General features: G+C 64.6%; 22 protein-coding genes and 1 tRNA gene. 13 read left to right on the forward strand and 10 right to left on the reverse strand.

The window, feature by feature from the left end; genetic code table 11:
• The first annotated feature begins 10 nt into the window (after positions 1-10).
• The 5 genes from FYJ91_RS05530 to FYJ91_RS05550 all read left to right on the forward strand — a co-directional run bounded on the left by FYJ91_RS05530 (position 11) and on the right by FYJ91_RS05550 (position 4,800).
• On the forward strand, positions 11-1,270 hold the full coding sequence (locus FYJ91_RS05530) for an MBL fold metallo-hydrolase (RefSeq protein ID WP_181008363.1): 1,260 nt from the start codon (positions 11-13) through the stop codon (positions 1,268-1,270).
• Positions 1,267-2,523, forward strand: a complete 1,257-nt coding sequence (locus FYJ91_RS05535; protein WP_219822557.1) for a sulfotransferase family protein — start codon at positions 1,267-1,269, stop codon at positions 2,521-2,523. Before FYJ91_RS05530 ends, FYJ91_RS05535 begins: the two co-directional genes overlap by 4 nt.
• Before the next feature lie 68 nt (positions 2,524-2,591).
• Positions 2,592-3,221 carry a pyridoxamine 5'-phosphate oxidase family protein gene (locus tag FYJ91_RS05540; protein WP_149521242.1) on the forward strand — a complete coding sequence of 210 codons (630 nt, stop codon included), beginning with the start codon at positions 2,592-2,594 and terminating at the stop codon, positions 3,219-3,221.
• Between the two features lie 149 nt (positions 3,222-3,370).
• The gene (locus tag FYJ91_RS05545; RefSeq protein WP_149521243.1) at positions 3,371-4,300 is read left to right on the forward strand and encodes a DUF808 domain-containing protein; all 930 of its coding nucleotides are present in this window, start codon (positions 3,371-3,373) and stop codon (positions 4,298-4,300) included.
• Between the two features lie 80 nt (positions 4,301-4,380).
• Positions 4,381-4,800 carry a hypothetical protein gene (locus FYJ91_RS05550; protein ID WP_149521244.1) on the forward strand — a complete coding sequence of 140 codons (420 nt, stop codon included), beginning with the start codon at positions 4,381-4,383 and terminating at the stop codon, positions 4,798-4,800.
• Here the strand turns inward: FYJ91_RS05550 and FYJ91_RS05555 are convergent.
• Together FYJ91_RS05555 and FYJ91_RS05560 are read right to left on the reverse strand one after the other, a co-directional pair.
• Entirely contained in the window at positions 4,797-9,002 is a 4,206-nt protein-coding gene (locus FYJ91_RS05555) for a translocation/assembly module TamB domain-containing protein (protein ID WP_149521245.1), read from the reverse strand. The two genes, FYJ91_RS05550 and FYJ91_RS05555, sit on opposite strands and share 4 nt — an antisense overlap.
• The gene (locus FYJ91_RS05560; protein WP_246152445.1) at positions 9,002-10,999 is read right to left on the reverse strand and encodes an autotransporter assembly complex protein TamA; all 1,998 of its coding nucleotides are present in this window, start codon (positions 10,997-10,999) and stop codon (positions 9,002-9,004) included. Before FYJ91_RS05560 ends, FYJ91_RS05555 begins: the two co-directional genes overlap by 1 nt.
• 150 nt (positions 11,000-11,149) lie before the next feature.
• Here FYJ91_RS05560 and FYJ91_RS05565 point away from each other — a divergent pair, with 150 nt between their 5' ends.
• The 3 genes from FYJ91_RS05565 to FYJ91_RS05575 are packed head-to-tail and all read left to right on the forward strand — an operon-like array spanning position 11,150 to position 13,862.
• The gene (locus FYJ91_RS05565) at positions 11,150-12,136 is read left to right on the forward strand and encodes a YihY/virulence factor BrkB family protein (protein WP_149521246.1); all 987 of its coding nucleotides are present in this window, start codon (positions 11,150-11,152) and stop codon (positions 12,134-12,136) included.
• Between the two features lie 17 nt (positions 12,137-12,153).
• Positions 12,154-13,032 carry a diacylglycerol/lipid kinase family protein gene (locus FYJ91_RS05570; RefSeq protein WP_149521247.1) on the forward strand — a complete coding sequence of 293 codons (879 nt, stop codon included), beginning with the start codon at positions 12,154-12,156 and terminating at the stop codon, positions 13,030-13,032.
• Positions 13,029-13,862 (forward strand): inositol monophosphatase family protein, encoded by an 834-nt coding sequence (locus tag FYJ91_RS05575; protein WP_149521248.1) that lies wholly within the window; start codon positions 13,029-13,031, stop codon positions 13,860-13,862. The genes FYJ91_RS05570 and FYJ91_RS05575 overlap by 4 nt, the downstream gene beginning before the upstream one ends.
• A gap of 36 nt (positions 13,863-13,898) precedes the next feature.
• On the opposite strand, the gene FYJ91_RS05580 is transcribed toward FYJ91_RS05575, so the two are convergent.
• Both FYJ91_RS05580 and FYJ91_RS20520 read right to left on the reverse strand, forming a co-directional pair.
• Entirely contained in the window at positions 13,899-14,378 is a 480-nt protein-coding gene (locus FYJ91_RS05580; protein WP_149521249.1) for a pyridoxamine 5'-phosphate oxidase family protein, read from the reverse strand.
• A 78-nt stretch (positions 14,379-14,456) separates the two neighbouring features.
• Complete coding sequence (locus FYJ91_RS20520) at positions 14,457-14,633, reverse strand: hypothetical protein (protein WP_181008364.1); 177 nt, start codon at positions 14,631-14,633, stop codon at positions 14,457-14,459.
• 185 nt (positions 14,634-14,818) lie between these two features.
• Between FYJ91_RS20520 and FYJ91_RS05585 the strand changes: the two genes are divergently transcribed.
• From FYJ91_RS05585 to FYJ91_RS05595, 3 genes are all read left to right on the forward strand, one after another.
• Positions 14,819-15,598: a transglutaminase-like domain-containing protein gene (locus FYJ91_RS05585; protein WP_149521250.1), complete on the forward strand. Its 780-nt coding sequence runs from the start codon at positions 14,819-14,821 to the stop codon at positions 15,596-15,598.
• A gap of 70 nt (positions 15,599-15,668) precedes the next feature.
• On the forward strand, positions 15,669-16,094 hold the full coding sequence (locus FYJ91_RS05590) for a DUF2231 domain-containing protein (protein ID WP_149521251.1): 426 nt from the start codon (positions 15,669-15,671) through the stop codon (positions 16,092-16,094).
• Entirely contained in the window at positions 16,091-17,404 is a 1,314-nt protein-coding gene (locus tag FYJ91_RS05595; protein ID WP_425473978.1) for a PQQ-dependent sugar dehydrogenase, read from the forward strand. The genes FYJ91_RS05590 and FYJ91_RS05595 overlap by 4 nt, the downstream gene beginning before the upstream one ends.
• 198 nt (positions 17,405-17,602) lie before the next feature.
• On the opposite strand, the gene FYJ91_RS05600 is transcribed toward FYJ91_RS05595, so the two are convergent.
• Positions 17,603-17,679 (reverse strand) — tRNA-Pro (locus tag FYJ91_RS05600).
• A 115-nt stretch (positions 17,680-17,794) separates the two neighbouring features.
• Entirely contained in the window at positions 17,795-19,051 is a 1,257-nt protein-coding gene (locus FYJ91_RS05605; RefSeq protein WP_149521252.1) for an MFS transporter, read from the reverse strand.
• Positions 19,052-19,161: 110 nt separating this feature from the next.
• Between FYJ91_RS05605 and pnuC the strand changes: the two genes are divergently transcribed.
• On the forward strand, positions 19,162-19,719 hold the full coding sequence (gene pnuC / locus FYJ91_RS05610) for a nicotinamide riboside transporter PnuC (protein WP_149521253.1): 558 nt from the start codon (positions 19,162-19,164) through the stop codon (positions 19,717-19,719).
• A gap of 26 nt (positions 19,720-19,745) precedes the next feature.
• Positions 19,746-20,270, forward strand: a complete 525-nt coding sequence (locus FYJ91_RS05615) for an AAA family ATPase (protein WP_149521254.1) — start codon at positions 19,746-19,748, stop codon at positions 20,268-20,270.
• A 53-nt stretch (positions 20,271-20,323) separates the two neighbouring features.
• On the opposite strand, the gene FYJ91_RS05620 is transcribed toward FYJ91_RS05615, so the two are convergent.
• The 4 genes from FYJ91_RS05620 to FYJ91_RS05635 form a co-directional block, all read right to left on the reverse strand.
• Positions 20,324-20,995 (reverse strand): COG3904 family protein, encoded by a 672-nt coding sequence (locus FYJ91_RS05620; protein WP_149521255.1) that lies wholly within the window; start codon positions 20,993-20,995, stop codon positions 20,324-20,326.
• Between the two features lie 3 nt (positions 20,996-20,998).
• Positions 20,999-21,493, reverse strand: a complete 495-nt coding sequence (locus tag FYJ91_RS05625; RefSeq protein WP_149521256.1) for a glycine zipper 2TM domain-containing protein — start codon at positions 21,491-21,493, stop codon at positions 20,999-21,001.
• 120 nt (positions 21,494-21,613) lie between these two features.
• Positions 21,614-22,465 carry a tetratricopeptide repeat protein gene (locus tag FYJ91_RS05630; protein ID WP_246152470.1) on the reverse strand — a complete coding sequence of 284 codons (852 nt, stop codon included), beginning with the start codon at positions 22,463-22,465 and terminating at the stop codon, positions 21,614-21,616.
• Positions 22,466-22,928: 463 nt separating this feature from the next.
• The gene (locus tag FYJ91_RS05635) at positions 22,929-25,439 is read right to left on the reverse strand and encodes an esterase-like activity of phytase family protein (RefSeq protein ID WP_181008366.1); all 2,511 of its coding nucleotides are present in this window, start codon (positions 25,437-25,439) and stop codon (positions 22,929-22,931) included.
• Positions 25,440-25,516: the final 77 nt, after the last annotated feature.

The raw sequence follows: 25,516 nt of genomic DNA on the forward strand, positions 1-25,516 counted from the left end.
GAGAATAACTATGGACGTCGTCCGGGATCTCGTCGCCAAGCGACCCGATATGTGGAGCCTGCAAATTGCTCGCGAGGGTCAGCGTTTCCAGATCAACGATTTCATCCACTGCGTGCCTTCGGTTTCCAACGTGTATCTGATCAAGACGACCGAGGGCGACATTCAGATCAATGCCGGCATGGGCTTCGAGGCACCGACAATCGCGAAGGAACTCGCCCCCGTCCGGTCAGGCCCCCTGCCCTATCTGATCCTGACGCAGGGGCATGTCGATCATGTCGGCGGCGTCGCGCAGCTTCGCCAGCCCGAGACGAAGGTGATCGCGCAGAAGAACAATGGCGACTGCCAGGCCGATGATCAGCGGATCAAGACGGTCCGCAATATCCAGTCGTCGACCTGGTTTCCCATGCAGACCGCGACGCTGCACGCGCCCGGCACCGCGCCGCTGCAGGACGTGCCGAAGCCCGACATCCTTGTCGACGATCGCCTAGATTTCACGCTGGGCGGGTTGGATCTCGAACTGCTCTCGGTTCCGGGGGGTGAGACGGTCGACAGCCTCGCCATCCACTTGCCGCAGCATCGCATCGTTTTCACCGGCAATATGTTCGGGCCACTGTTCCCGCATTTCCCGAACCTCGTCACAATCCGGGGCGATCGTTACCGCTTCGCCGAACCCTATCTGGCGTCATTGCGCCGCGTGCGCGATCTCGAACCCGCATTGCTGATCACCGGCCATTTTGAACCGATCGTCGGGCGCGACCTGATCCGCACCTGCCTCGATCGGCTCCACGACGCCGTATCCTACGTCCACCAGACCACGCTCGACGGGATGAATGCGGGCAAGGACATCTTCACACTGATGCGCGAGGTGAAGCTGCCCGATCACCTCTATGTCGGTGAAGGCTACGGCAAGATCAGCTTTGTCGTCCGCACCGTTTGGGAACAATATATGGGCTGGTTCAAGGCCCGCGCGACCAGCGAGATGTATGCGGCGCAACCCGCCGATATCTACGCCGATCTGGCGGCACTCGCGGGCGTCGATGCCGTTGTGGCGCTGGGACGGACCAAGTTCGACGCGGGCGATCCGGAGGTGGCGCAACTCCTCGCCGAAGTCGCGCTGGCCAAGGCGCCGGCCGATCGCAGCGCGCTCGCCCTCTCGCTCGACGCACATCGCGCGCTGCTCGCCCGCACCGATCCGCCCAATTTCTGGGAGGCCGGATGGCTGCGCGCGCATGTCGCGAAACTCGAACAGGCAGTTGGAGGCGCAGCGTGAGCAACAAGATCGAGATCACCGACCTGCTGAACCCGGTCTTGTCCGACGCGGTGAAGGGCGGGCTCGCCTACGCCGCCGCCAATCCGATCGAGCTGTCGGTCGAAGCTATCCTCGGCAAGGCGCGCAAGGATACCGGCCTCACCGATTTCGGCCCGGACGATTTCCGGCCCCGGCTAACGCGCCTGGTCGACGAATGGAACGGCGATACGCGGATGACCGCGCTCAATCGCATGATCCTGTTCGACGTCGCCAGCCGTCATGCCGCCAATCGCCTGCTGATCCAGGACTATCTGAAGAAACATCCGGACGTGCATGACGAGGTGATCGACCGCCCGATCATCGTCGTTGGCCTGCCCCGATCGGGCACGACCCACCTGCTCAACCTGCTCGCCGCCGACAGCCGCCTGCGATCGCTGCCAATGTGGGAGGGTAACGAGCCGCTGCCCAATCCGCTGAAGCCCATCGGCCCGGATGGGATCGATCCGCGCTACACCCGCGCGGTCGCCGAACATGAGGCGGCGATGGCATCCTCCCCGCTGACCGCCGCGATGCACCTCGTCGGGCCGGACGATTTCGATGAGGATCTGTTCCTCATGTGCCCCGACTTCGCGACCTATTTCTGGGAATGGATGTCGCGCGTGCCGAAGTGGCGCGATTTCCACACATCGACCGACCAGACGTCACACTACGAATATCAGCGCACGGTCCTGAAGATTCTCCAGCACAAGAGGGGGCCGACCCGCTGGGTCAACAAATGCCCGCAGCATCTGGAGCAGTTGCCGGTGCTCAAGAAGGTCTATCCCGACGCGATCGTGGTGATGACCTATCGCGACCCCGTCGACGCGATCCAGTCGGCGGCGACGATGATGACCTATGCCGAACGTGCCCGTTACCCCGATATCGATGCCCGCTGGGTATTCGACTATTGGGCGGACCGCGTCGAGCAACTGCTGCGCGCCAGCGTGCAGGATCGCGATGTCTGGCCCGAGGCGCAGCGCGTCGATGTGCCCTTCGAGGCGCTGATGAAGGACGAGATGTCGTTCGTGCACGCCGTCCAGCGCAAGGCGGGGCTGCCTTTATCGGACAAGGCCGATGCCGAAATCCGCCACTTCGTCGATACGCACCCCCGCGGGAAACATGGCCAGGTCAGCTATAATATCGAGCGTGATTTCGGCGCGTCGCGCGATGAACTGCGCAAGCGCTTCGCCTTCTACTTCGACGCTTACGGGCCCGTTGCCCCCCCGCTTGCGTAAGAGCATGATGTCGTTCCGCGCGCCGGCCGTCGATCGACAGCCGGCGCCGACGTTATGGGGAGATGGCGATGCCCTACGGCTTTCTCGAGACCGCGATCACGCCCAGCGTTCGCGAGGTTCAGGCGGGCATGGGCGTCGACAAGCATTGGATGGACTTCGCGGGCGACCGCGCCTTCGATGCCTTTTCCGATCGCGAGGCGGCGTTCATCGCCGATCGCGATAGTTTCTACATCGCCACGGTGTCCGAAACGGGCTGGCCCTATGTCCAGCATCGGGGCGGCCCAAAGGGCTTCGTGCGGCTGATCGACAGCCGCACCCTCGCCTTCGCCGACTATGCCGGCAACCGCCAATATATCAGCACCGGCAATCTGCGCGCCAGCGACCGGGCGTGCCTGTTCCTGATGGACTATCCGCGCCGCGCGCGGCTCAAGATCTACGTGCATATCGACGTGCTCGATGTTCACGCCGATCCCGACCTGACCCGCGACGTGACCGTCCCCGGCTATCGCGCGCGGATCGAGCGCATCTACCGGCTGCATCTCCAGTCCTTCGACTGGAACTGCCCGCAGCACATCACGCCACGCTTTACCGAGGCGGAGATCGCCACCGCGGTCGAGCCGCTTCGCGAGACCGTCGCCCGACTCGAAGCGCAGGTCGCGGACTTGCAGACCCGCCTTGCCGAGGCTCGTTCGATCTAGTCTTTTTGGCCCGACGCCTCATCTGCCATGGCCCGTTCGCGTTTTCACCGTCATAGACGCCGTCAGGCTTCGACCGATCCGAGCGGGGAACTTCGCCCGCCTCGATCTATTCGTGCCGTGGGTTTTACACGCGGGGAGACGACAGGAACATGGCGACCGGACTGATCGCGCTGCTCGACGACGTGGCCGGGATCGCGAAGCTGGCTGCGGCCTCGCTCGACGATGTCGCGGGCGCTGCAGGCAAGGCTGGTGCAAAGGCGGCGGGCGTCGTGGTCGACGATACCGCCGTGACTCCAAGCTATGTCGTCGGCTTGACGCCCGAACGCGAGTTGCCGATCATCTGGAAGATCGCGCTCGGCTCGGCACGCAACAAGCTTCTCCTGCTGCTGCCCGCCGCGCTTCTGCTCAGCGCCTTCGCGCCCTGGGCCATCACGCCGATCCTGATGCTGGGCGGCCTGTACCTTTGCTTCGAAGGTGCAGAAAAGGTCTGGGAAGCGGTTTCTGGAGCCTCGCACGAAACCGAGGCAGCGCCCGTTACCGATCCGGTCGCGCTGGAAAAGGAACGTGTGTCTGGCGCGATCCGTACAGACCTTATCCTGTCGGCGGAAATCATGGCGATCGCGCTCGCCGAGGTCGGCAATCTTCCCCTGCTGACGCAGGCGATCGCGCTCGCCGCCGTCGGCCTGGCGATCACTGTCGTGGTCTATGGCGTGGTCGGTATCCTGGTGAAGATGGACGATATCGGCCTGCATCTCGCGCGCCGGGCCGAGCCGCTGCGCAGCATCGGCGATGGGCTGGTCCGGATGATGCCTGTCGTGTTCCGCATCATCGCGACGGTGGGCACGGCGGCGATGATCTGGGTGGGCGGCGGGATTATCGTCCACGGCCTCGAACAGCTCGGATGGCCCCAGCCGGCCCATATGATAGAGGCGCTGGCCGGAACAGCAGCCAGCCTGTCGAGCGCCGGATCGGCCGTCATCCACTGGGTCGTGACAGCCACTGCTTCGGGCATATTGGGTCTCGTGGCCGGTATCGCCTTGGCCGGCATCGTCCACATGATCGCCAAAGCGCGCCACTAATCGCGCGCTGCGCCCAACTTTAGTCGGACGCTCCGGCAAAGGCAGAGAAGCCGTTAACCTGATGCGCGCTTAGCTTAAGCGTGCTCAACCGACTTCGCTCCTTCCATGCCGACGCGCTCGACGCCACAGGCACCATCGATGCCCTCGTCCGGAGCGGCCGGCCGGCCATCGCCGTCCTCTCCAGCGCGCGATTGCGGCTGATGGTAACGAGCCGCAACCGGCTCACCTTTCTGGAGACAGACGTCTATCCGGCGTTGCTCAAGGACCGCAACGATCCGGCAGTAATGGCCCTGCGCGACGATGCACGGCAGCGGATGAGCGACGCGGCAGGGCATATCGCCCGGTGGAACGCCCCCGAGATCGAGCGCCATTGGGACGAATATCTCCAGGCGGCCGGTCGGATCCGCTTCCACGTCCGCCAGCGGATCCAGAGCGAAATCTCCGTCCTCTATCCGCTGCTCAGCGCGCTGGACCGCGAACAGCAGGCCCGCGCGGCTTAGTAATCCTTCGAATAGCGCAGGCCGACATTCGATCCACCGAACGAGCCGGTCTGGCTGAGGATGCTCAGCGCCTTGGACAAGGCGATCTCGATCTGCGTGGCGGTGAAGCCGCGCGCGTCGGTGATGATCTCCACATAGATATCGTTCGAGATATATTGCCCGGCGGCCAGCGCGGTGCCGCGACCGGCGGTCTTGTCCGCGCCCAGCACGCGCAGCCGATCGATCCCCGACGCCGAGCGCAACTTGCCGAGCGGATTGAGCCCGCCGCCCGATCCGCGCAGCGAATTGAGTGCGGCGGCGAGCTGGATCGCCTGGGTCGGCGACAATGATGTCACCGAGCTTCCGAACAGCAGGCGCGACAGCACCTCATCCTGCGGCAGATTGGGCGTCGACGTGAAGGTCACCTGCGGGTTCATCGCGCGGCCGCCGATATTGATCGTCGCCGTGACCCCCTCGACCGTCGTATCGGCCGAAAGATCGAGCTGGGGATCGGCGATCTGTCCGCCCTGGAAGCGGACCTCGCCATCCTCATCCAGATCGAAGCGGCGGCCGGCGAAACTGTAGGTGCCGCGCACGACCTTCAGCGCGCCGGTGACGCGTGGGTCGGTGGCCGTGCCGCCGACGCGCAGGTCCGTCGCCCATTCGGCCTCCAGCCCCATGCCGCTGACGAACAACTTGTTGTCGGCGCGGATGCGGATGTCGAGCTTCCAGTTGCTCGGAACACCGCCATCCGGCGCTGCGCCCGGTTTCACCGGCTGGTCGGTACGGCGGCGGATGCCGGTCAGTTCGGGTACCTCGGCGGCACCCTGCCGGATGATCTGGTAGCGCGCTTCGGGAATCGTCAGATCGCCCTTGATCAGCGCGCCGGCAGCCTTGCTGTTGGTGATCGCGATCGTGCCCGACACAGTGGCGCCCAGCGCATCGCTGCGCGCGAGCTGTGCACGGCGGAGTTCCGCCTTCAGGTCAATCGGGAAGCCGCTCGCCGCATCGAGGCCGATCGTGCCGCTGGCGCTCACCGTGCCGCTGCCCGCCTTGCCGGTCAGCTTCGTGAGGATCAGCGACGACTGTGTGAAGCGCCCATCGACCGTGAGATCGCTGATCACCGTGCCGTAGCTGTCATTCTGGTAACGCAGCGCATTGGCGCGCACCACGCCGGTCAGGGTCGGCCGGTCGAGCCGCCCACCGAAATCCGCACCGACCGCAACGGGCCCGCTGACGGTCTGCCCGCCGATGCCCGTCAGCGTCCACAGCACCTCGGCAGGGCCATTATACCGGATGCCTCCGGATAGCGGCGCTGCGAACAGGCGATCGGACAGGGTCGCGCCCTCACCCAACGGCGCGAGCCGCGCCTGCATCCGTCCGACGATGCCACCTCCGCGCCGGATCAGCGCGCGCAGTTCGCCACCACCATCGCCGAGCGTGCCAAGCAGCGCGATATCGACCGGGGTCGATACGACATAAGCCGCTGTGCGGGTGAAGCGCGCGATATCCAAACGCGCGCGAACCGACGGCACCGTAGCCCCGGCAAGCTGACTATAGTCGATCGTGCCCGTCGCCCGGCCGCCCAGCCCGAGGCCGGGCATGAAGGCTTGCGCGATCGACACGTCCATATTGGCGAGCCGCGCCTTGAGCGTGGTCGCGCGCCCATAGGTGCCGCTCAGGTCGACCTTGCCCTGCGGGACCACCAATGTCGTCGGCTGGAGCGTCCAATCGCTGCCCGTCCTGGTTATGACGGCGGGAGCGGCGAGCGAGAAGGCAATGCCGTTGGCGCGCCCCTTTGCATTGGCCACGATCCGTTCTGGGGCCAGCGATGCCTGCATCCGCACGTCGAACGGCACGCCGCTGCGTCCATCCGCCACCAGCGCGATCGTGCCACGCCCCTTGTCATAAGCCACGCGCCCCTGCGCACGGTTGAGGATCGTCTCGCCCTGGCGCACGTCCTGCAACGCGAAGCGACCGGTGACCGACGGGCCGGCGGAAGCAAGGACCGCGCTGGCGCTGATCTTGCCTGCGCCGATCGTGATCGGAACCGTGCCGGGAATCCGCGCGGCATTGGCGCTGACGTCGAGGTCGGCGCGCTGATCCGCACCAGCGGCGGAGAGGCGCGCGGTGCCGTTGATCCCCGATCCGGCAAGCGTGAGCATACCCGCGAACGGGCCCGCCGAAGTCTGGGTGAGACGTCCGCTCGCATCGATTCCGGCGAAGGTCGCCTTGCGGATGTCGATCGCCAACGGTCCGCGCCCGCTTCGCACGATCAGGTCGGCGGCGAGGGGACCATAAGCCGTCTGCCCGGTCGCGCGCACCGCATAGCCCGCCGGCACGCCGCGCAGTTCGGCCCGGAGATCGCGCAGGTCGACACCAAGCCCCGGTCGCGCGGCGCGAAGCCGGACCAGCGGGCGTTCGAGCGTGCCCGATGCGGTGACAGCGATAGGGCCGTAGAGTTTCGACATCGCCCGCGCATCGAGCGCGATTCGACCCGTATCGATATTGTAGCTGCCGCGTCCGCCCGTGATCCTGAACGCCGGAGCGGTCAGCCGCAGACCGGTGAGCGAAGCGGTGCCGTTCTCGTCGAAGCCGAAGCGCGCGGTCGTAACCGCATTGCCGCCCAGCGTGTCGCGCAGCGTGGCATTGTCGAGGCTGCGGGTGACGAGGCGAACGACGCCCTGAATGCCAAAGCCGCCCTTGGGGCCCGGCACCAGCTTTGCATCGGTCGTCAGGCTGATCCGACCCAGCCCGTCGATCCGGTAATCGTTGACGCGACCCTTGATCGCGCCGGTATATCGCCCCTTCGCCGGATCGGCGAGGATCAGCGCGGTCGCGTCGATCTGCGACGATCGCAGGCGCATATTATCTGACATCAGCCGGCCGTCGGACCAGGCGAGGTCGCCGTCGATCGCCAGGCGCGTCAGGAGCCCGCCAGCCGCGGCGTTAAGCCCGGTCACGCGCCGTGCGGTCGCATGGACGGGGATCAGGATGCGCTTGGCATCGATCACGGCCCTGCCCTGCGCGCGCAGCCCTTCGATTCCCATCGATCCGAAGCCGATCGTGGTCGCCGACAGATCATAGGCGATCGTCGGGGTCGAGAACGGGCCGTCGATCGTGGCGTTGAGCGCCACATCGCGCCCGCGCACATTGTCGGCGATCGCCCCGGGCGTCAGCAGCTTCGCGGCGATCTTCAGATTGCCGAAGCTGTTCCGGCCAAGATCGACGAGACCCGATCCGTCGACTGCTACGGCATCAGACCGCGCGGCAAAGCGCAGGTCGGCGCGGCGTTCGCCCAGCGTCGCGGCCATGTCGATCACCAGCTTCGGCGCGGTCAGCCGCGCGGCGGGGCCGGCCAGGATCGCGCCCGGCATCGCATCGCCCTTTATCGTGAAGGTGCCGTCGCGCGCAGTGAGGCGTATATCGGCGAGCGGCGCATCGCCGGCCCGGCCGGTGAGCGAACCGTCCCACGCCTTCCAGTCACCCCGTCCGGCGAGCTTGACCGCCAGCGGCTTGCCGAGGCCCGCATAACTGTCGACCAAGCCGCCGATCGGAGCCACCAGCGCGGCGTCGACCTGAAGGCGGTTGGCATCTGGCACGGCATCGAGACGCAGGGTCAGCACGTCACCCCCGGCGGCGCCCGCCACCTTCAGCGTGCGCGCGTCGAGTGTCACCCGCGCACGGCCACTCGCGATATCGGCCGATCCGGCAAGGCGCCCGACATGGAGCTTCCCAGTCACCGGCGGTTCGATCACGATCCGATCGATCGCGATCCGGCCGATCGCCACGTCGATATCGGGCAGGATCGGCGCGTCCGGATCGGGCGGCACTGCCTTGAGAGCGGGCATGCGGAGCAAGCGTATCTCGGGCGACAGCAATTCGCGCACGTCGACCTTGCTGCTGCCGAGATAAGCGAAGGGCCGCCAGTCGACCGTGACCTCCCCCGCGCGGGCGAACGTACCCTGCGTGTCGCGCAACTCGATACTGCGCAGCGTCATCCGGCCGTAAAGCGATCCGTCGATCCGGCCGATGCCGACCTTCATGCCGGACGCGGTCTCGAAGGCGGCGACCCGATCGACCACGAAGCGCCGTCCGGGCGCGGTATCGAGTCCCAGCACCGCCAACACCACCAGCAATAGCAGGCCGGCGATGGCGATCCCCGCCCATTTGGCGAAGCCCAGCCAGCGCGGGCGGGCGGCGGCGGTTTCGGTGTCGGCCATTAAAAAGCCTGCCCGATCGAAATGTAGAGGGCGAGCCTCGATTCACCCGGCTGCCGGTTGATCGGTGTCGCGACATCGATCCGGAACGGCCCGAAATTGGTATAGTAACGCACGCCGATGCCCGCGCCGTAGCGCATGTTCTTGATCGACGGGGTCGAGGATTCGCCGACGCGGCCAGCATCGAAGAAGGGCACGATGCCATAGTCGCCGAAGCGGTAGCGCGCCTCGAGCGCGAACTCGGTCAGCGATCGGCCACCGATCGGCTTGTCGTCGATATCCTTGGGGCCGAGTTGCTGATAGCCGAAGCCGCGCACCGATCCGCCGCCGCCCGAATAGAGCCGCCGCGACGGCGCGATATCGTCGCGCGCAGCACCAAGGATCGATCCCACGCGCGCGCGACCAGCAAGCGTAATCGCGTCGCTGATCGGATAATAAGCGCTGCCTTCGGCCAGCATCCTGCCATAGACATCGAAGCCGCCGCCGCTGCGCTTTTGCGCCTCCGGACTGAGCCGCGCGGACAGGCGAAAACCCCTGGTCGGATCGAGCTGGCTGTTCGATCGATCATAGCCGATCTGTAGCGGGATCGCGGCGATGAAGTACGTATTTCGATCGCGATCGAGCGTAGCAATCTCGAACGGGGTCTCGCGCGTCGCAATCAGCTCGCCGCCCACGCTCCACGTCCACCGCTTCTGGAAGATCGGGGTGCTCTGGCGCGAAAGGCTGCCCGACAGGGTGAGCGTCTGTGCATTATAGGCATCGAAATCCTGCCGCGCGACCGAGGCACCGAGCGCGAAGACGCGGTCGCGCTGCCCGGCATTCGATCGGCGGAAAGTGGTACCAACGCTCTGTTGCAGCGTGCCCGCCACCGCCTCGACCGTCAGTGCACCTTCGGGCGGAAACAGGTTGCGATGCGTCCATGAACCGGTGAGCTTGATACCCTCGCCGGTGCCGTAACCTGCGCTCGCGGCAAGCTGTCGCGCCGGTCCCTTGCTCTGCGTGACCAGCACGTCGACGATTTCGGTCCCGTCGGCGGCAGTCTGCCCGGTGCGTACAGGCTCGATCGCGCTCGTCCCCAACAGGCTCGTCGCGATCAATGCCTGGCGCAGATCGTCGACCTGCCGGCTGTCATAGAGTTCGCCCCGATCGAAGCGGCTGATGACGGTCAGATGGTCGGGGGTGAACACCGGGTCGCCATCGGTGCGGATCGATCCGAAGCTCGATTTGGGGCCGGCATCGACGGGCAGGCTGTAGTCGCCGCGATGATCGCGTTCGTCGAGCAGGATATCGCGCTGCCCGACCTTGACGAACGGGTAGCCGGCCTCGGGCAGGCGCAGCGCAATCTTCGCCTCCCCGCTCTGGATGTCTGCGGCGACGATCGGATCGCCCGTTTTGATCGTCAGCGCCTCGCGAGCGATGCCCTCGGGCTCGGGCGCGGCACCTGTGATGCGGATGTCGCCCAGTGTGTAGCGCAGCCCGGGCGTCGCCGTCAGCTTAACCGTCAGGCTGTTGGTCGCGTTGGGCAATGTGTCGATCGCGGTGGTGGCTATGGCGTCATAATAGCCCTCGCTGCGCATCAGCCGCTCGGCGAGTTGGACGTCCTCATCGGCGCGGGCGGAGACCTGCGCGGCGTTGGCGGCGTCCCGACCGTCGCTGAGCAAGGCCGAAAGATCGCGGAACTCGCTTTCGAGCCCGATCGCCTTCAACCCGTCGATGACCAGCTTGTACCGGACCTCGGGCGCCTTTTCGTCGGCCACGTCGATCGTCGGCGGCGGATTGCTATCGAAGGTCGCGATCGGCGGCAGCGGCGCGGTCAGTTCGGGATCGGCGGCGGGCGCGGCTTCGGGCGCATCGATGGACGGAGCCACAGTTGCCGACAGCGCGGGCAGGCTCCCGTCGAAGGCGGGATCGCTCAGCAATTCATCGTTGGATTGGGCATTGGCAATCGTCGCCAGACCCATGCCGGCGCTGCACACCATCAGCAGCGAACAGAAACGCAAACCAGACCCCCTTGTCGCACCCACGCCGGCCTTTGCCGGCCGCAGACGCCTTATCAACGCGACAAAGACTGACTCGTCGCAATGTTCCTGCGGGACATAAATTTCTCCCTCTGTCGCACTTTTTGCGCGTTGGACGGTTCGGGAAGCGAGATGACCACAGCGACAGACAAGCAGATCGAACTCGGCGCGCGGGCCGAGACACCCACGTCCTACGGATGGCCGGCATGGAAGGCGATCCTGGGGCGCGTCTGGATCAATGCGGGCCGACACAATGTCGGCCTCATGGCCGGCGGCGTGGCATTCTACGCGTTTCTTTCCTTCGTGCCGCTGCTCGGCGCGCTGGTCATGACGTACGGACTGATCGCCAACCCGGCCGTGGTGGCGCGGCATATGCAGATGATCATCGATCTGGTGCCAGCCGATGCCGCGAAGCTCATCTACGATCAGCTGATCGCGCTCACGACGACTGCGGCGAGCAAGAAGGGGTTCGGCCTGATCATCGCCCTCGCCGTTTCGATCTACGGCGCCAGCCGCGCGTCAGGCGGCATGATGAGCGCGCTCAACGTCGTCTATGAGCAGGCGGATCGGCGCTCTTTCGTGCGCTCTACGCTGATCGCCTCGTCCCTGATCGTCGGCGCGATCGCGATCGGAATCGTCGGCGTGCTGTCGGCATCGATGCTGGGCCTGGTGGGCGACATGGTCGCCGCGATCGGACCGATCGGAGCTTTGATCGTGCGGATCGCGACTTGGCTGATCGCCGCGATGCTGGCCAGTTTCACAATCGGTGCAATGTACCGCTTTGCGCCCGATCGAAGCGATGCCCGCTGGCAATGGGTAAGCGTGGGCGCGCTGCTTGCGACGGTCCTGTGGTTTCTCGCAACGATTGGCTTTGGCTTCTACGCAGCCAATTTCGCCGGATATGACGTGACCTACGGATCGCTGAGCGCGATCGTCGTGCTGATGATGTGGCTCTACATATCCGCTTATGCCGTCCTGATCGGCGCGTTGGTCAATGCCGAGGCCGAACGTCAGACCGCAGTCGACACGACCAGCGGCCACCCGCGCCCGCTGGGTGAACGCGGCGCCACCGTCGCCGACATGAGCGAAGCGCTTCAGGCGGGGTCGCACAACACTTGATCGGCGGGGATACGGAGATGCTGCGCGCATTGCTGGTTCACAATGCCAATGCGGGAACCCATCCGCTGTCGCGTGCGGAAATAGAGGCCGTGTTGCGCGATGCCGCCATCGAACCGCTCTACTGCGCGCATGGCGAGGATGATCTCGCCGAAGCGCTGCAAACCACGGTTGACCTTGTCATAGCGGCGGGCGGCGACGGGACGGTCGCCGATGTCGTGTCGACGCTCGATCGCACCGCAATACCGATCGGCATCCTGCCCCTGGGCGGTTCGAACAATATCGCCAACGCGGCCGGGGTCGACGGTGAATGGCGCGCCATCCCGCGCGCCTGGAACATCAACCGCTGGCGCAGGCTCGATCGATGCGAGGCCGACGGCCCATGGGGACACCAGACTTTCGTCGAGGCGCTGGGGTCCGGCGTGCTGTCCGAAGCCTTCGACCAAGCCGACGACACGCCGGACACGGCCGAGGAAAAAGAGCGCAACGGCCGCGCAGCCTTTCGCAAGGCGCTGGCCGAGGCCGTGGCATTCGACTGCGCGATCGAAACGGCCGAGTGGCGCTGGTCCGGCCCATGCCTGATGGTCGAGCTGATGAACATCGCGTTCGTCGGATCGCATCTGGCGCTCGCGCAGGGCGCCGAACCGGGGGACGGCCTGCTCGACATCGTGCTGGTGAGGCCCGAGGACCGCGACATCGTGCTGCGTTGGGCCGAATGCCCCGATGACGGCCCTTTCCCGATTGCGACACGTCGCACGCCGGCCGCATCGCTGACGGTGAACGACCGGCATATCCGCCTCGACGATCGATCGCCCGACGAGGCGCTGTCGGGGCGCGTCGACGTCCGCATCCGCCCCAATTGGGTGAAGATCCTCGTGCCACAGGAGGCCTGCACATGACCGCGACTGCACCCGACGAATCCCTGCTCGCCGAGATCGAGAATGTGGCGGTGGAACTTGCGCAACTGGGCGGCGCGGAGATCCGCGCGGCGCTCGGCGGCATGATGGTGGTGAAATATAAGGGGGTCGAGGAAGACCCGACCCATTTCAAGGATCCTGTCTCGCAGGTGGACGGCCGGGTGGAGGCGTTGATCCGCGCGCGGCTGGCGGAAAAATTCCCCGATCACGATATCGTCGGCGAAGAGATGGACCACCGCCCCGGTCTGGGCCACGATTTCCTGTGGGCGGTCGACCCGATCGACGGGACCGCGAACTTCATCAACGGCTTCCCCCTGTTCGCGTCCTCGGTCGGGGTTCTTTATCGCGGCCGGCCGATCGTGGGCGCCGTGTGGTGCAGCACCAGCCACGCGCTGGAGCCCGGCGTCTATCACGCGGCTGAAGGGCATTCGGTCCGCTTCAATGGCGCAGCGCTGGAAACGAAGCCCAATCCTGCGATCCGGCGGAGGCTGGGCGGAGAACCGCGCGCGACACAGCAATCGACGCTGGGTTGGGACGGCCGCAAGACCGGATCGGCCGCGATCGAGTGCGCTTTCGTCGCCGCCGGGTTGTTCGAGATGGCTTGGTTCGAACGGCCGAATATCTGGGACGTGGCGGGCGGGATGGCCTTGTGCCTCGCGGCCGGACATGACGCCGCCGAATGGGGCGACGATGCGTGGAAGTCGTTTCAGAGCTTTGCCGAGCCCGGGGCCGATGCTGGCGGATGGTCGGCCGCGCTCGCTTTGGGCAAGCGCGAGAGCGTCGCCACGTTCACCGCGACCGAGCGGCCCTGAACAGGTCGCGGGCGGCACATGCCGCCCGCGTTCGCATCAGACCGCCGTCGACGCCACCTTGGCGTGGCTACCGGCTTCACTCGGCTTGATCGTGCCGCCGAACAGCATCTTGAGCTTCCCGCCCAGCGATACGTCCGACTCCCAAAGTTCGGCATCGGCGATGTCGAAGCGCAGCAGCGCGAGGTTGGGATCTTCCTTGCCGCCCGGAAACCAGGCTTCGGCAGGCTTCGACCAGAGCTTGTCGATCATCGCGCGATCCTGATCGACCTGCACGGTGCCCGACAGGCAGGCGAAGAAATCCTGCCCCTTCGACACGAACTGCGCCATTGCCGCGCCGCCGGCGGCGAGCCGATTGTCACGACCGATGAAGAAGTAGAGTCGATCGACCTGGTCCTTGTCGAGCTGAGCCGTCAGCGGCTCGCTATGCTGTCCGCCGCCCATCAGTCCGATCATGATGAATGGGCCATCGGTCAGCTTCTTCCAGAGATGTTCCTTCAACGCCTGCGCATCTGCCATTTTGGCTCTCCTTGTTATACTCAACGAAGAACGCCGCCCCGAAGGACGGCGTTCCTTAACCCAGCGGATTATCGGTGATCAGGCGTCGGTGCCGGGCGTCGTGGTCTTCGGTGCCTTGCCATCTTCGACGCGGCCTTCGTTGCGCAGCTCACGGCCCTCTTCGGCCTTCTTCTGGCTCTCGGGCGACTTGCCATGCTCGTAGGCTTCTTCCTTCACGAAGCCTGCAGCTTCCTTGATCTTGCCTTCGACGCTCATGTCGGATCCTTTCCTTGCGCGGACGTTCGCGTCCGCTCGGATGAGACAACAGGCGCAGCAACAGAGGCGTTCCACCCAACCGACCAATCTTGATCTTCGTTAAGTCGATTTCCGCTGGTGCGGTCGAATGCCGCGATATTTTCAGACCACCGGCTCGAACGGGTGCGGCTGGCGTTGAGGCGGCGATGAAGCTCAGCATAAAAGCCCACCTCGATTATCAGGCAGAGCGCCCGACCGACCTGCTGATCCAGATCGAGGCGGCGATGCTTCCCGATCAGCAGATCGAATTCGGTCGTCTCGATATCTCGGCGAACGACCACATCGTTCGGGTGGCCGGCGAAGCAGGCATCGGCGAGCGACTGTGGACGCGCGCGACGGGGCAGATCGTCATCGACTATCGCGCGACCGTCGTGATCGATCGCAATCTGTGCGATTGCCGATCCCTCCCGACGATCCCGCTTCATAAGCTGCCTGCCGAAGCCGTCCCCTTCCTCATGGCCTCGCGCTATTGCCCGTCGGACCGGTTCGAAACCTTCATCGACGATGATTTCGCCGACCTGCAGGGCGGCGCTCGGGTCATTGCGATGCGCGACTGGATCGAGCGGTCACTGACCTACAAGGCCGGGGCCAGCAATGCCGAAACCACCGCAGCCGACACGTTCGTGGATCGACAGGGTGTGTGCCGCGATTACGCCCATCTGATGATCACGCTCGCCCGCGCGGCCGGTATCCCGGCGCGAATGGCCAGCGTCTATGCGCCGGGCGTCGATCCGCCCGATTTCCATGCGGTCGCGGAAGTTTATCTGGGCGACTGGTATCTCATCGACGCAACCGGAATGGCGACGCCCGACACGATGGCGCGGATCGTCGTGGGGCGCGATGCCGCCGACATCGCCTTCCTCTCCGCTTTCGGCAGCATCGACCTCAACGCGCAGACCGTGACGGTGGAGCGCGTGCGGGACTGACATGCTGATCGCGGAACCGGTGATGCCTTCCGCGCATTCGATCCCGGCTCGCCTTATTCGGAGACCCGACTTGCTCGCCACCCCGCCAGCGGCCCGACCGCTGCTCCATCCTTTGCAGGCGTTGCTGCTTGCTTTCCCGGTAGCGCTTTTCACCGGAGCGCTCCTCGCCGACATCGCCTATCTCAACAGCGCGGAAGTCCAGTGGACCAACTTCGCGGCATGGCTGAATGCCGGGGCGCTGGTTGGGGGTGGTTTCGCACTGCTATGGGCACTGATCGATCTTGTTCGCTTCCGCCGCACCCGGTCGCGCAGCCGCGCGGGGATTTACGCGGGCTTGCTGGCGATCATGTGGGGCGCCGGGCTCATCAACGCATTTCAACACAGCAAGGACGGATGGAGTTCGGTCGGCACCGCCGGCCTCATCCTCTCGATCATCAGCGCCGCGCTCGCGATCGCGGCGGGCTGGATCGCTCATAGCGGCCGGAGGAGCGCATGATGCAGCTTCGCACGATCTTCGCCACCAGTGCCATTGCGCTGGCGCTCGCAGCCTGTGGCAGCAGCCGCCCCGGCATCGACCAGGAAGGGTCTTCGCCCGATCTTCCCGAACAGCGTCAGACGCTGCTCCCACCCATCAAGATCGCGACCCCGGTCGGTTGGGACGGAGAAGCCCCCAAAGGGCCTCAGGGCTTCACCGTCACCGCCCTCGCGACCGATCTCAAGGTGCCGCGCCAACTGCTGGTACTCCCCAACGGCGATATCCTGGTCGCCGAAGGCTCCGGCAAGTCAGCGCCCGCGCTCCGACCTAAGGACATCATCGCGGGGCTGATCAAGTCGCGCGGAAAGACTTCGGTCAAAGGCGGAAACCGTATCACGTTGCTGCGTGATCGCGATGGAGACGGAAAGGCAGAGGTGCGGACCGTTTTGATCGACGGGCTGAACGCGCCCTACGGCCTCGCCTTCGTCGATGGGCAGATCTACGTCGCCAATCAGGATGCGCTGCTGCGTTTCCCTTATCGCGACGGCGTCACCCGGATCACGACGCCGGGTATCGAAGTGACGAAGCTGCCTTCGCGGATCAATCATCACTGGACCAAATCGCTTGCGGTGAGCGCCGACGGCACCAAGCTGTATGTGGGCATCGGATCGAACAGCAACGTCGGCGAACGCGGGCTGGCGGTGGAGGAAGATCGCGCGGTCATCTGGGAGATCGACCGGGCGACCGGCGCACACCGCACTATGGCTTCAGGCGTACGCAATCCGACGGCACTCGCCATCGAGCCGCAGAGCAATATGCTATGGGCAGTCGCCAACGAGCGCGATGAACTCGGCCCGCAACTCGTGCCAGACTATCTCACGTCGATCCGGGACGGCGGTTTCTATGGCTGGCCCTATAGCTATTGGGGCCAGCATGTGGACCCGCGCGTGCACCCCCAGAAGCCCGAACTGGTCGCAAAGGCGGTCCGCCCGGATTACGCACTGGGCTCGCACGTCGCGGCCCTCGGCCTCAGCTTCGCCGATGGCGAAGGGTTAGGCCGGTTCACCAACGGCGCGTTTGTCGGCGAACATGGCAGCTGGAATCGCCAGGATCCGTCCGGATACAAGGTGGTGTGGGTACCCTTCGCCAACGGCCGCCCCTCCGGCAAGCCTCAAGACGTGCTGACCGGGTTCCTCAAGGACGGACATGCGCGCGGCCGGCCTGTGGGGGTCCGTTTCGATCCCGTGGGGCGCGCGCTCCTTGTCGCGGACGATCTGTCGAACACGATATGGCGCGTCGCGCCCGTGCGCGTGGCTCCCGCTCAGAGATAGGGATCGAACAGCCGGGCACGCCGCTTCGGCGGCGTAACGATGCCGCTCTATCGAAGCGGCGCTTAGGCGAGCAATGGTCCCTTTCCGTCAGCCCAGGCGCCCGGAAGCTTCAAACGATCCCGTGAGACGTTCGCATTGCCTGACGGGTTTCTCCGCCCGAAGGCGTCGATCCATAGAAACCGCGAATGATGGATGAAATGGTCGGGGAGAGAGGATTCGAACCTCCGGCCCCTGCCTCCCGAAGACAGTGCTCTACCAGGCTGAGCTACTCCCCGACGGAGCAACCGGTCATTCAGTGGGCCTCGGGAGCCGACCGGTTCGTGCTAGGTCGAGGCGCTATAAGAGCGAGTTTCGGGGTGCGCAAGGGATTCGCGTGGGAAAATTCTCACGCTAGACCGCCAGCGGTTCCGGCCGGCGGGCAAGGCCGATCGCGGCGAAGGCGGCCAGCACGCCGAACGCGCCCGCCAGCATGAAGGCGGCCTGGTAACTGCCCGTCTCGCTGCGGATCAGACCTGCGCCGAACGCCGCCACCGCCGCGCCGATCTGGTGCCCGGTCAGCACCCAGCCGAAGATGATCGGTGCCCGCGCCTCGCCAAAATGGCGGTTGGCGAGTGCCACCGTCGGCGGCACCGTTGCGATCCAGTCGAGCCCGTAGATCACCGCGAACACCACCAGCCCCGTCGCGTTGAAATCGAGGAACGGCAGCGCAATCAGCGAAAGCCCGCGAAAGGCGTAATAAGCGAACAGCAATTTGCGCGGATCGTAGCGATCGGTGAGCCAACCTGACGCGGTCGTGCCGATCAGGTCGAACAGCCCCATCAGCGATAGCAGCCCCGCCGCCTGCACCGCCGGAATGCCATTGTCGCCGCAATAGGCGATCAGGTGGGTGCCGACGAGGCCGTTCGTCGTCAGGCCGCATATGAAGAACGTGCCGAATAGCAGCCAGAACATCGGCACCCGCGCCGCATCCACCAGCACCTGGATCGCGAAGCCGGGTCCGCGCGCCGGGCCGGCCGGCGGCACCTCGCCGGGCGCTGCGCCGAAGCGGGTCGTGCCGATCGCGGCGGGGGATTCGGGCATCAACAGCCACACGATCGGGATCATCGCCGCCGCCCCGATCCCGACGAAGATCGCCACCGGCGTCCACGCGCCGGTGCGCGTCAGCCACGCCATGAAGGGCAGGAAGATCAACGATCCTGTCGCCGTGCTCGCGGTCAGCAAGCCCATCATCAGCCCGCGCCGTGTGGCGAACCAGCGGTTGACGATCGTCGCGCCCAGCACCCCGGCGATCGCGCCGCTCCCGATGCCCGAAACCACGCCCCACAGCAGCACATAGTGCCACGGCTGGCGCATCCACAGACTGGCGAGCACCGCGACCGCCATCAGCGTGAGGCCGCCCAGCATCGTGCGGCGGATGCCGATCCCCTGCATCAGTGCGCCTGCGAACGGCCCGACCAGGCCGTAGAGGAAGATGCCGATCGCCGCCGCGAAGCTCGTCGTCGCGCGATCCCATCCGAAGCCGAGTTCGAGCGGACGCAGCAGCACGCTTGGCGCCGACCTTAATCCCGCCGCGATCAACAGCGCGAAGAAGGTGACCCCGACGACGACGAAGGCGTAATTCTGCCCGGAAGCTTTGCGGTGCAACATCCCGCCAGATTGCGCGAAAGGCCGCCCGCTTCAAATCAAAGAATTCTGTACATCCCCAAGGTGCCCTTATCGGGCTGGCCCGCCGTCCACCGCCTTGCTATCGCAACACAGTGAACGCTACCGAAACAATCGCCGCATTGCTCGGCACCGCCAATGTTGCGCTCGTCGCCAGGCGCAGCGTGTGGAATTATCCGTTCGCGCTCGCGATGGTCTCGCTCTTCGGCGTCATCTTCTTCAAAGAAAAGCTCTACAGCGACGCGCTGCTGCAGCTCTTCTTCTTTGTTATCAATATCTACGGCTGGATCGTCTGGCATCGCGCCGAAGGTGAAGCAGGCGAAGTCGTGACGCGGTCGATGCCGGCAAGATTGCGGTTCGGCTGGCTCGCGATCACGCTGGTTGCGGCCGTGATCTGGAGCGGCGCGATGGCGCACTATACCGATGCCGCGCTGCCTTGGATCGACGGGCCGATCGCGATGACCAGCATCGTCGCGCAGATATTATTGTCCCGACGCTATTGGGAAAACTGGATATTGTGGATCGTGGTGGATATCGCTTCGATCGGTATGTATTGGGTTAAGGACCTTCATGTCACGGCGGCGCTTTACACGCTGTTTCTAGGACTGTCGGTTTGGGGACTGGTGGGCTGGCGTCGGAGCATGGCGAAGTGAAGTTGGAAAGGGTTGGCAGGCCCGTCGTGGTGGCCCTGCACGGACCCGAAAGCACCGGCAAATCGACGCTGGCGGCCGCGCTGGCGCGTCGGTTCGGCACCGTATGGGTTCCCGAATATGGCCGCACCTATTGCGAGGAGCATGGTACCGACCTGACGATGGCCGACATGATCGCCATCGCGGAAGGCCATCGTGCCGTCACCCGCGCCATGATCCCGCAGGCCCGCAACGGCATCATGTTCACGGATACCGATCCGCTGATGACGTCTGTGTGGTGCGACATGATGCTGGGACAGCGCGATCCGTGGTTCGATCGCGACTGGGAACTGGCCGATCTCTATCTCGTCCCCGGCATCGACCTGCCGTTCGTGCAGGACGAGGTCCGCGTTTATGGCGACGATACCGAGCGCAAGCGCTTCTATGACCTGTGCACCGCCGAACTCGATCGACGCGGCGTGCGCTGGATGAAGGTCGATGGCCCGCCTGCGGACCGCTTCGACATCGCCCTGACCGCGCTCACCGCCGCGGGAATCGTGCCGACGATGCGGTGAGACGATTTAATGATTTGCTCGATGCCGTTACACGGCACTCGGCGATCGAATTGTTATTCGATGTTCGACACGTTGTATTTGCGTAGACCGGAAGGCGTCACGAAACAAACGCCATCGTTTTTCTGGCCAGACATTCCTGTCAAGAAATCGAGAGACGCTGACATTTCGATGAGATAGCGCGCCAAATCTGCGGCAGCTTGCGCCGAATCTTGTTCAATCCCCTTCAGTTGGGCGCCACTGACGCTGACGCCACCCTTGAGATCGCCATAGGCAGTAAACATATGGATGCCGTAATAAGCACCCTGATCAACCGATCGAAGGACACCTCCCAGAAGCGCCAAAGAGCAAGAGCTTATACATGCACGCCCAGCAGGAACACGTACGGCAATCCCACTGCGGTGAAGCAGGCGGCCTATTTTCATTCCTTCGTACATATTGCCGCCGGGTGACGACAGCCATATCTCGTCAATGGCTCCCGCGCGGGCAAGTGCGTCGGCAAAAGTCGCCGCATCATTCGTTTTCACGGCGCCTTCTGCCATTAAAATGCGCATGCCGTCCGCTTCGCCGACACGATAAGTAAGTTGGCTTCCCCAGAATGTCGGGTTTCCGTACGCGCTTTGGGGCACATCCGGGCCGCAATAGCTAGATACTGATTGCGCCAAAGCCGGCTCGACAAGAAAGGCGGCGGCAATAGCCGCCGCCCATTGAGAAAATCGCAACAACATGGTTCAGGCCGCTTGCAAAGCCCAGCCACTGTTGGGTGGCGTTCGACAATAAGTCGGCGCATCGGCCATTTCTTGTCCGTCGATGTAGTTGACACGACGGGCCGCTCGACAAACTCGACCATCAGCAGTGGTCACGGGAGCGCCGACACTGACCGTTCCACGTACGCCTGGACGCGAATCGCTTTCCCAGCTTTGTGAAGACCCGCCGTCCGTCGACGAACTGTTAAGCGCTGTTTCTGTAGCTTTCCCAAGCTTTTCCTGCTCGCAGCGATCCAGCGCCTTTCCAATTGCGCCGCCAGCCAAAGCTCCAATGGCGCCGCCAACTAGCGTGCCGAACGTATTCTTGCGACCTCCATCGATCTTGGCACCCAAAAGGCCGCCGAGCACTCCACCCACCAACGCTCCGGCAGTCCCTCCACCGCACTTGGCGGCCTGAACCGGCGCTGCGGCCACAAATGACAATGCAGCCAACACTACTATCAAGGAACGAATAAGCATAATGACCCCCCATTTCTGCCCCAGATTTCCTATACTTTCACCACTATCCTGTCCACGCAAAATCACCAAATTCGAACAATTAGATTCTGCAGCGAAATCAGCGAGATGAGACCTTTGTGATCATCGCACGCCGTGTTCGTTTATCCACTCGATGCAGTCATCATTCTTCCGCGCCGCACATGCACGAAACCACCGGGCTGCGGCTGCTTCGTTCCGAACTACACCTATTCCCAAATATAGACTTTGGGCCGCCAGATACATGCAGCCAGTCTTTGATTCATAAAAATCTTTAAGCTCTGCGGCGTTGGCACAGGCCAGGAAGTTATCGAAGGCGCGCGCCTTACTCTGCGGCACGCCGTTTCCCTCATAATATAGCCGCGCCAATCCCCGATAGGCTGGGCCAAAACCCTTTGCGGCAGCCCGCTGATACCAGGCAGCGGCCTTGGCATAATCCTGCCCAATTTTTTCGCCAGACTCGTAGGTCATACCCGCTACCCACATCGCCTCAACGTTGCCCGCAGCAGCGCGAGCCTCCAACTGAGCCATTGCTTGCCGCTGAGCTTCGGCCTTCCTTCGTGCCTCTTCCCGGGCGGCAGCGGCGGCGTCTTCGCGTTGCTGTTCGCGCTCAGCAACATCGATGACTGTTTTCGCGGATGTTTCGAATCGACCGGACAAAGTCGTGCCTGCACCACGTCCGGAAATCCTGCCTTTGAAACCCGTGCGCCCGCAACTCCCTTCGATACTCAAGCTGCCATCCTCCGCCGCCAAGCGGCACATGCCGTTGCCGACCGTCCCAGTGAGCCCCGCGCCGTGCCATCCGCCAGTTGCGCTGATGCTGCCTGTCACCGCTGACCCGTTGAATCGAAGCAGGATCGTCGTCGTTCCTTCGATTTCCGTCGATTTACCAGCCGAGCGAAGGAAACTCTGCACATCCAACCTGCGCATCGCCGGGCCAGGTCGCGTGACGGTCATCACGTATCGGCCCTGATAGGTAAGCTCCGCGCGCGATGGGAGCGGCGCCGCCGCAAGCGCTCGCGTCCCCGCAGGCACGAATGTTCCGGAGGAATCGCGACAATACCGACGCTCTTCTCGCGTGCCGTCGGCTTTGGCTATGGTAGCGGATCGGCAATCTTGAGACGACGTCTGCGCATCGGCCGCTGCGCATAAGAACAACGCAAATGTAACGAGACCACATATGCGCATATTCACCCCCGATTCTGCGCTAATTTGTTGTTTCGAGTTGACACGCTACCACATAATCGGCGGCCGTCTATCGCGCCCGAAAGCGATCGCATACATCCATCGATCGCTTGCAAGACAATCCACAATCGTCGGAAAGCTCATCCACGCCGAGCGCAGCCATCGCACGTCAGCAACGCGCTTGTGCGTGAGACCCTGCACGACGTGCAGGATCCCACCAAAGTCCGTCAAAACGTCAGAAACGACGCGAGACGTTCAGGCTGATACGGCCCTCGTCCGGCCCCTGATCGAAGCGCCCTTCGACCGCGACCTGATAAGTCCATGCGCCGTCCATCGCGCTGCCGCCGAAGCCGCCGCCCGCGAACACGCGGTCGCGAGTCGTGTCGGGCAGAACAACGGTCTGGCTGCCCATGCTGTGCCGCGCAGAAGCGAGGCGGACGGTCGCGCTGCGATCCCCCTTCTCGTCCTCGGTCATGTAACCGGCACGGGCGTTGATCACGAAGGATTCGGCGACGGTGGCGCGCACCTCGCCGCCCGCACGGCCACGCCAGCGACGATAGTCGAGGTCGGCATAAGCGACGTTGGCGAGTGACGCGCCGGTCTCGGTGAAGGCGTCGACCTTCACGTCGACATAGTCCACCCCCGCGAACGGCCCGACCTTGACCGCGCCCATCCCGAACATCCAGCCCAATTCGCCGCTGCCGGCCCAGACGCGCGCGCCGGTCTTGCCCCTGGCGGTCTGGTCATAAGCGGTAGCGCGATCGATCCGGTCGAAATCGACGTTGAACGATCGGCTGCCCGCAATCTCGGCATAGAGACCGTTGGGCAGCGCCACGCCACCATAGAGTCCAACCGCATAGCCGTCGCCGTTCAGCCGGTTGCCGCGGCCAACCGCGCCATAAGCGTTGCGATAGCTGATGCTCGCACCGATGCGCGCCGGGCCGACGCCGACATCGACGCCGCCGCTCAGCCCCTCGGTCTTCGCATTGACCGTGCCGAAGCCCGCAGGCGCGGCGTTGAAGCGCGACCATTGCCCGCCAAGCCACATCCGCACGCCCTGCCCATAATCGCCGAGCGCGCGGCGCAGACTGCCGAGCTGCCCCATAGCGGGTTCGACGCCCGCCAAGCCGACTTCGGCCGCCGCGCTGCGCAGGCCGGTGAGCGCGCGCGGCGCGCTGTCGATCATCGACGCGAGCGCCAGCGGATCGACATAGGTCGGCAGCGTCAGGCGATAGACCATCAGCACGCTGTCGTTGTTTCCCGTCCCGTCGAGCGCACCCGAGGGCGAGCAGACGCCGTTGAAGCAGATCGTGCTGCCCTGGAAGTCGTTGTCGTTGCCGACGAACAGGAAGAAGTCCTGCGGCGCGCCTTCCTCCAGCACCGGTGCCAGCGCCATCGCCTCGATCTTCTCGCTGATCGTGGTCGGGGTGCTGACCGGCAGGCGCGTGATGTTCATGCCCACGCGGGCAAGCTGGGTCGGATTCACCAGATTGATCAGCTCGACCTGCTGGACCGGGGTGATGCTGGCGTTCAGCGTTCCGTTGGTCGCGATCGGCGCGTTGGTGGTTTCGAACGCGGTGCCGGCCAGGTTGGTCGCGCCGGTCGTGTCGACCAGCAGGATGCTCTTGAACAGCGGCGTGGTGCTGGTGCTCGCATTCGCCGCGACGCCGCGCCCCACGCCGTCACGGGCGAGGACGAGGAACTGGGTGTCGTTGAGCGCCAGCATCTCGGACTGGGCGGCGGTGCGATCGGCGGCCGCGCCGGTGCCGTTATTGTTGAACACCGGAAGCTGCAGAACGTAATGGCCTATCGGGTTGGTCGGCGTCGCATTGCCGCTGATGTCATAGACCAGGATGCGGGTGTTGTTGCGCGTCTGCTGGTTGGCGCCATTGGTGTCCTGCACCGTCGCCGACTGCTGGATCGCCACCAGTTTCTTGTTGTCGGGGGTCAGCGCCATCGCCTCCAGCCCCTGATTGTTGCGACGGCCGGTCTGGCCCGGGGTGACGCTGTTGAAGTTGATCGTTCCGCCAGTACGCGGCAGCATCGCGGCCACCGTCTGGATCGCGCCGATCTGCTTACCCGACGCGTCAAAATAATAGATGCCGTCGGCATATTCGTCGGAGATGTAAAACGTGCCGTCGGGACGGAAGGCGATCGCCTCGGCATCGAGCGCGATGCGGCCGGCGGCAGTGCCGTCGGTGGCCAGCGGATAGACGATACCGTTGCGCGTCACGGTGCTGGCGCCCGGATCGCGACCGGTCATCTCGACGCCGTTGGTATCCTTCAACGTGAAACCGCCGGTCGGCGTGATCGTCACCTGGCTCTGCGACGCGGTCGACTGCGGCAGCGCGGCCGATCCCGGCGCGAGCGGACGGAAGGTGACGTTCGATGTGTGGACGCGGTTGCGATAATCGATCGCGCCGTCAAACGGACCGCGATCGGGCAGTGTGTAGATCCCGCCCGAATAGCTGCCATCAGCGTTGCGGCGCCACGTCTTCAGGTCGATCGCCATGCCCGAGAAGCTGCCGAAGGTCTCGCCCCGGAAATCGAGCGTCGTCGCGCTGATGCGACCCGCGCCCAACAGCCCCTGATTGACGAAGGTGTTGCCGTTCAGCGTCGCGCTGACCGCGCCTGCCGCCGTGCTGATATTGGGCGTCAGAACCTGGCGCGACTGGGCGAAGGCCGGCATCGCCTGCAACGATGCGGCGGCGACCGCCGACAGAAGGACGGCGCGAAACGTGATCATGTTCTGAATCCCCATTGGTTTCCCCGGGGCGGGGCATATGGGTCGCCTGTGACGATCCGGACACAAAGCGGTTACAA

Source organism: Sphingomonas montanisoli (genome assembly GCF_008274695.1).
Classification (GTDB): Bacteria; Pseudomonadota; Alphaproteobacteria; order Sphingomonadales; family Sphingomonadaceae; genus Rhizorhabdus; species Rhizorhabdus montanisoli.

Coding starts and splice junctions, on each gene's coding strand:
- FYJ91_RS05605 (WP_149521252.1), bottom strand. CDS start 19,051: ATGTTGCACCGCAAAGCTTCCGGGCAGAATTACGCCTTCGTCGTCGTC.
- FYJ91_RS05565 (WP_149521246.1), top strand. CDS start 11,150: ATGACCACAGCGACAGACAAGCAGATCGAACTCGGCGCGCGGGCCGAG.
- FYJ91_RS05635 (WP_181008366.1), bottom strand. CDS start 25,439: ATGATCACGTTTCGCGCCGTCCTTCTGTCGGCGGTCGCCGCCGCATCG.
- FYJ91_RS05540 (WP_149521242.1), top strand. CDS start 2,592: ATGCCCTACGGCTTTCTCGAGACCGCGATCACGCCCAGCGTTCGCGAG.
- FYJ91_RS05595 (WP_425473978.1), top strand. CDS start 16,091: ATGATGCAGCTTCGCACGATCTTCGCCACCAGTGCCATTGCGCTGGCG.
- FYJ91_RS05555 (WP_149521245.1), bottom strand. CDS start 9,002: ATGGCCGACACCGAAACCGCCGCCGCCCGCCCGCGCTGGCTGGGCTTC.
- FYJ91_RS05575 (WP_149521248.1), top strand. CDS start 13,029: ATGACCGCGACTGCACCCGACGAATCCCTGCTCGCCGAGATCGAGAAT.
- FYJ91_RS05530 (WP_181008363.1), top strand. CDS start 11: ATGGACGTCGTCCGGGATCTCGTCGCCAAGCGACCCGATATGTGGAGC.
- FYJ91_RS05585 (WP_149521250.1), top strand. CDS start 14,819: ATGAAGCTCAGCATAAAAGCCCACCTCGATTATCAGGCAGAGCGCCCG.
- FYJ91_RS05620 (WP_149521255.1), bottom strand. CDS start 20,995: ATGTTGTTGCGATTTTCTCAATGGGCGGCGGCTATTGCCGCCGCCTTT.
- FYJ91_RS20520 (WP_181008364.1), bottom strand. CDS start 14,633: ATGAGCGTCGAAGGCAAGATCAAGGAAGCTGCAGGCTTCGTGAAGGAA.
- FYJ91_RS05580 (WP_149521249.1), bottom strand. CDS start 14,378: ATGGCAGATGCGCAGGCGTTGAAGGAACATCTCTGGAAGAAGCTGACC.
- FYJ91_RS05570 (WP_149521247.1), top strand. CDS start 12,154: ATGCTGCGCGCATTGCTGGTTCACAATGCCAATGCGGGAACCCATCCG.
- FYJ91_RS05625 (WP_149521256.1), bottom strand. CDS start 21,493: ATGCTTATTCGTTCCTTGATAGTAGTGTTGGCTGCATTGTCATTTGTG.
- FYJ91_RS05630 (WP_246152470.1), bottom strand. CDS start 22,465: ATGACCGTCACGCGACCTGGCCCGGCGATGCGCAGGTTGGATGTGCAG.
- FYJ91_RS05545 (WP_149521243.1), top strand. CDS start 3,371: ATGGCGACCGGACTGATCGCGCTGCTCGACGACGTGGCCGGGATCGCG.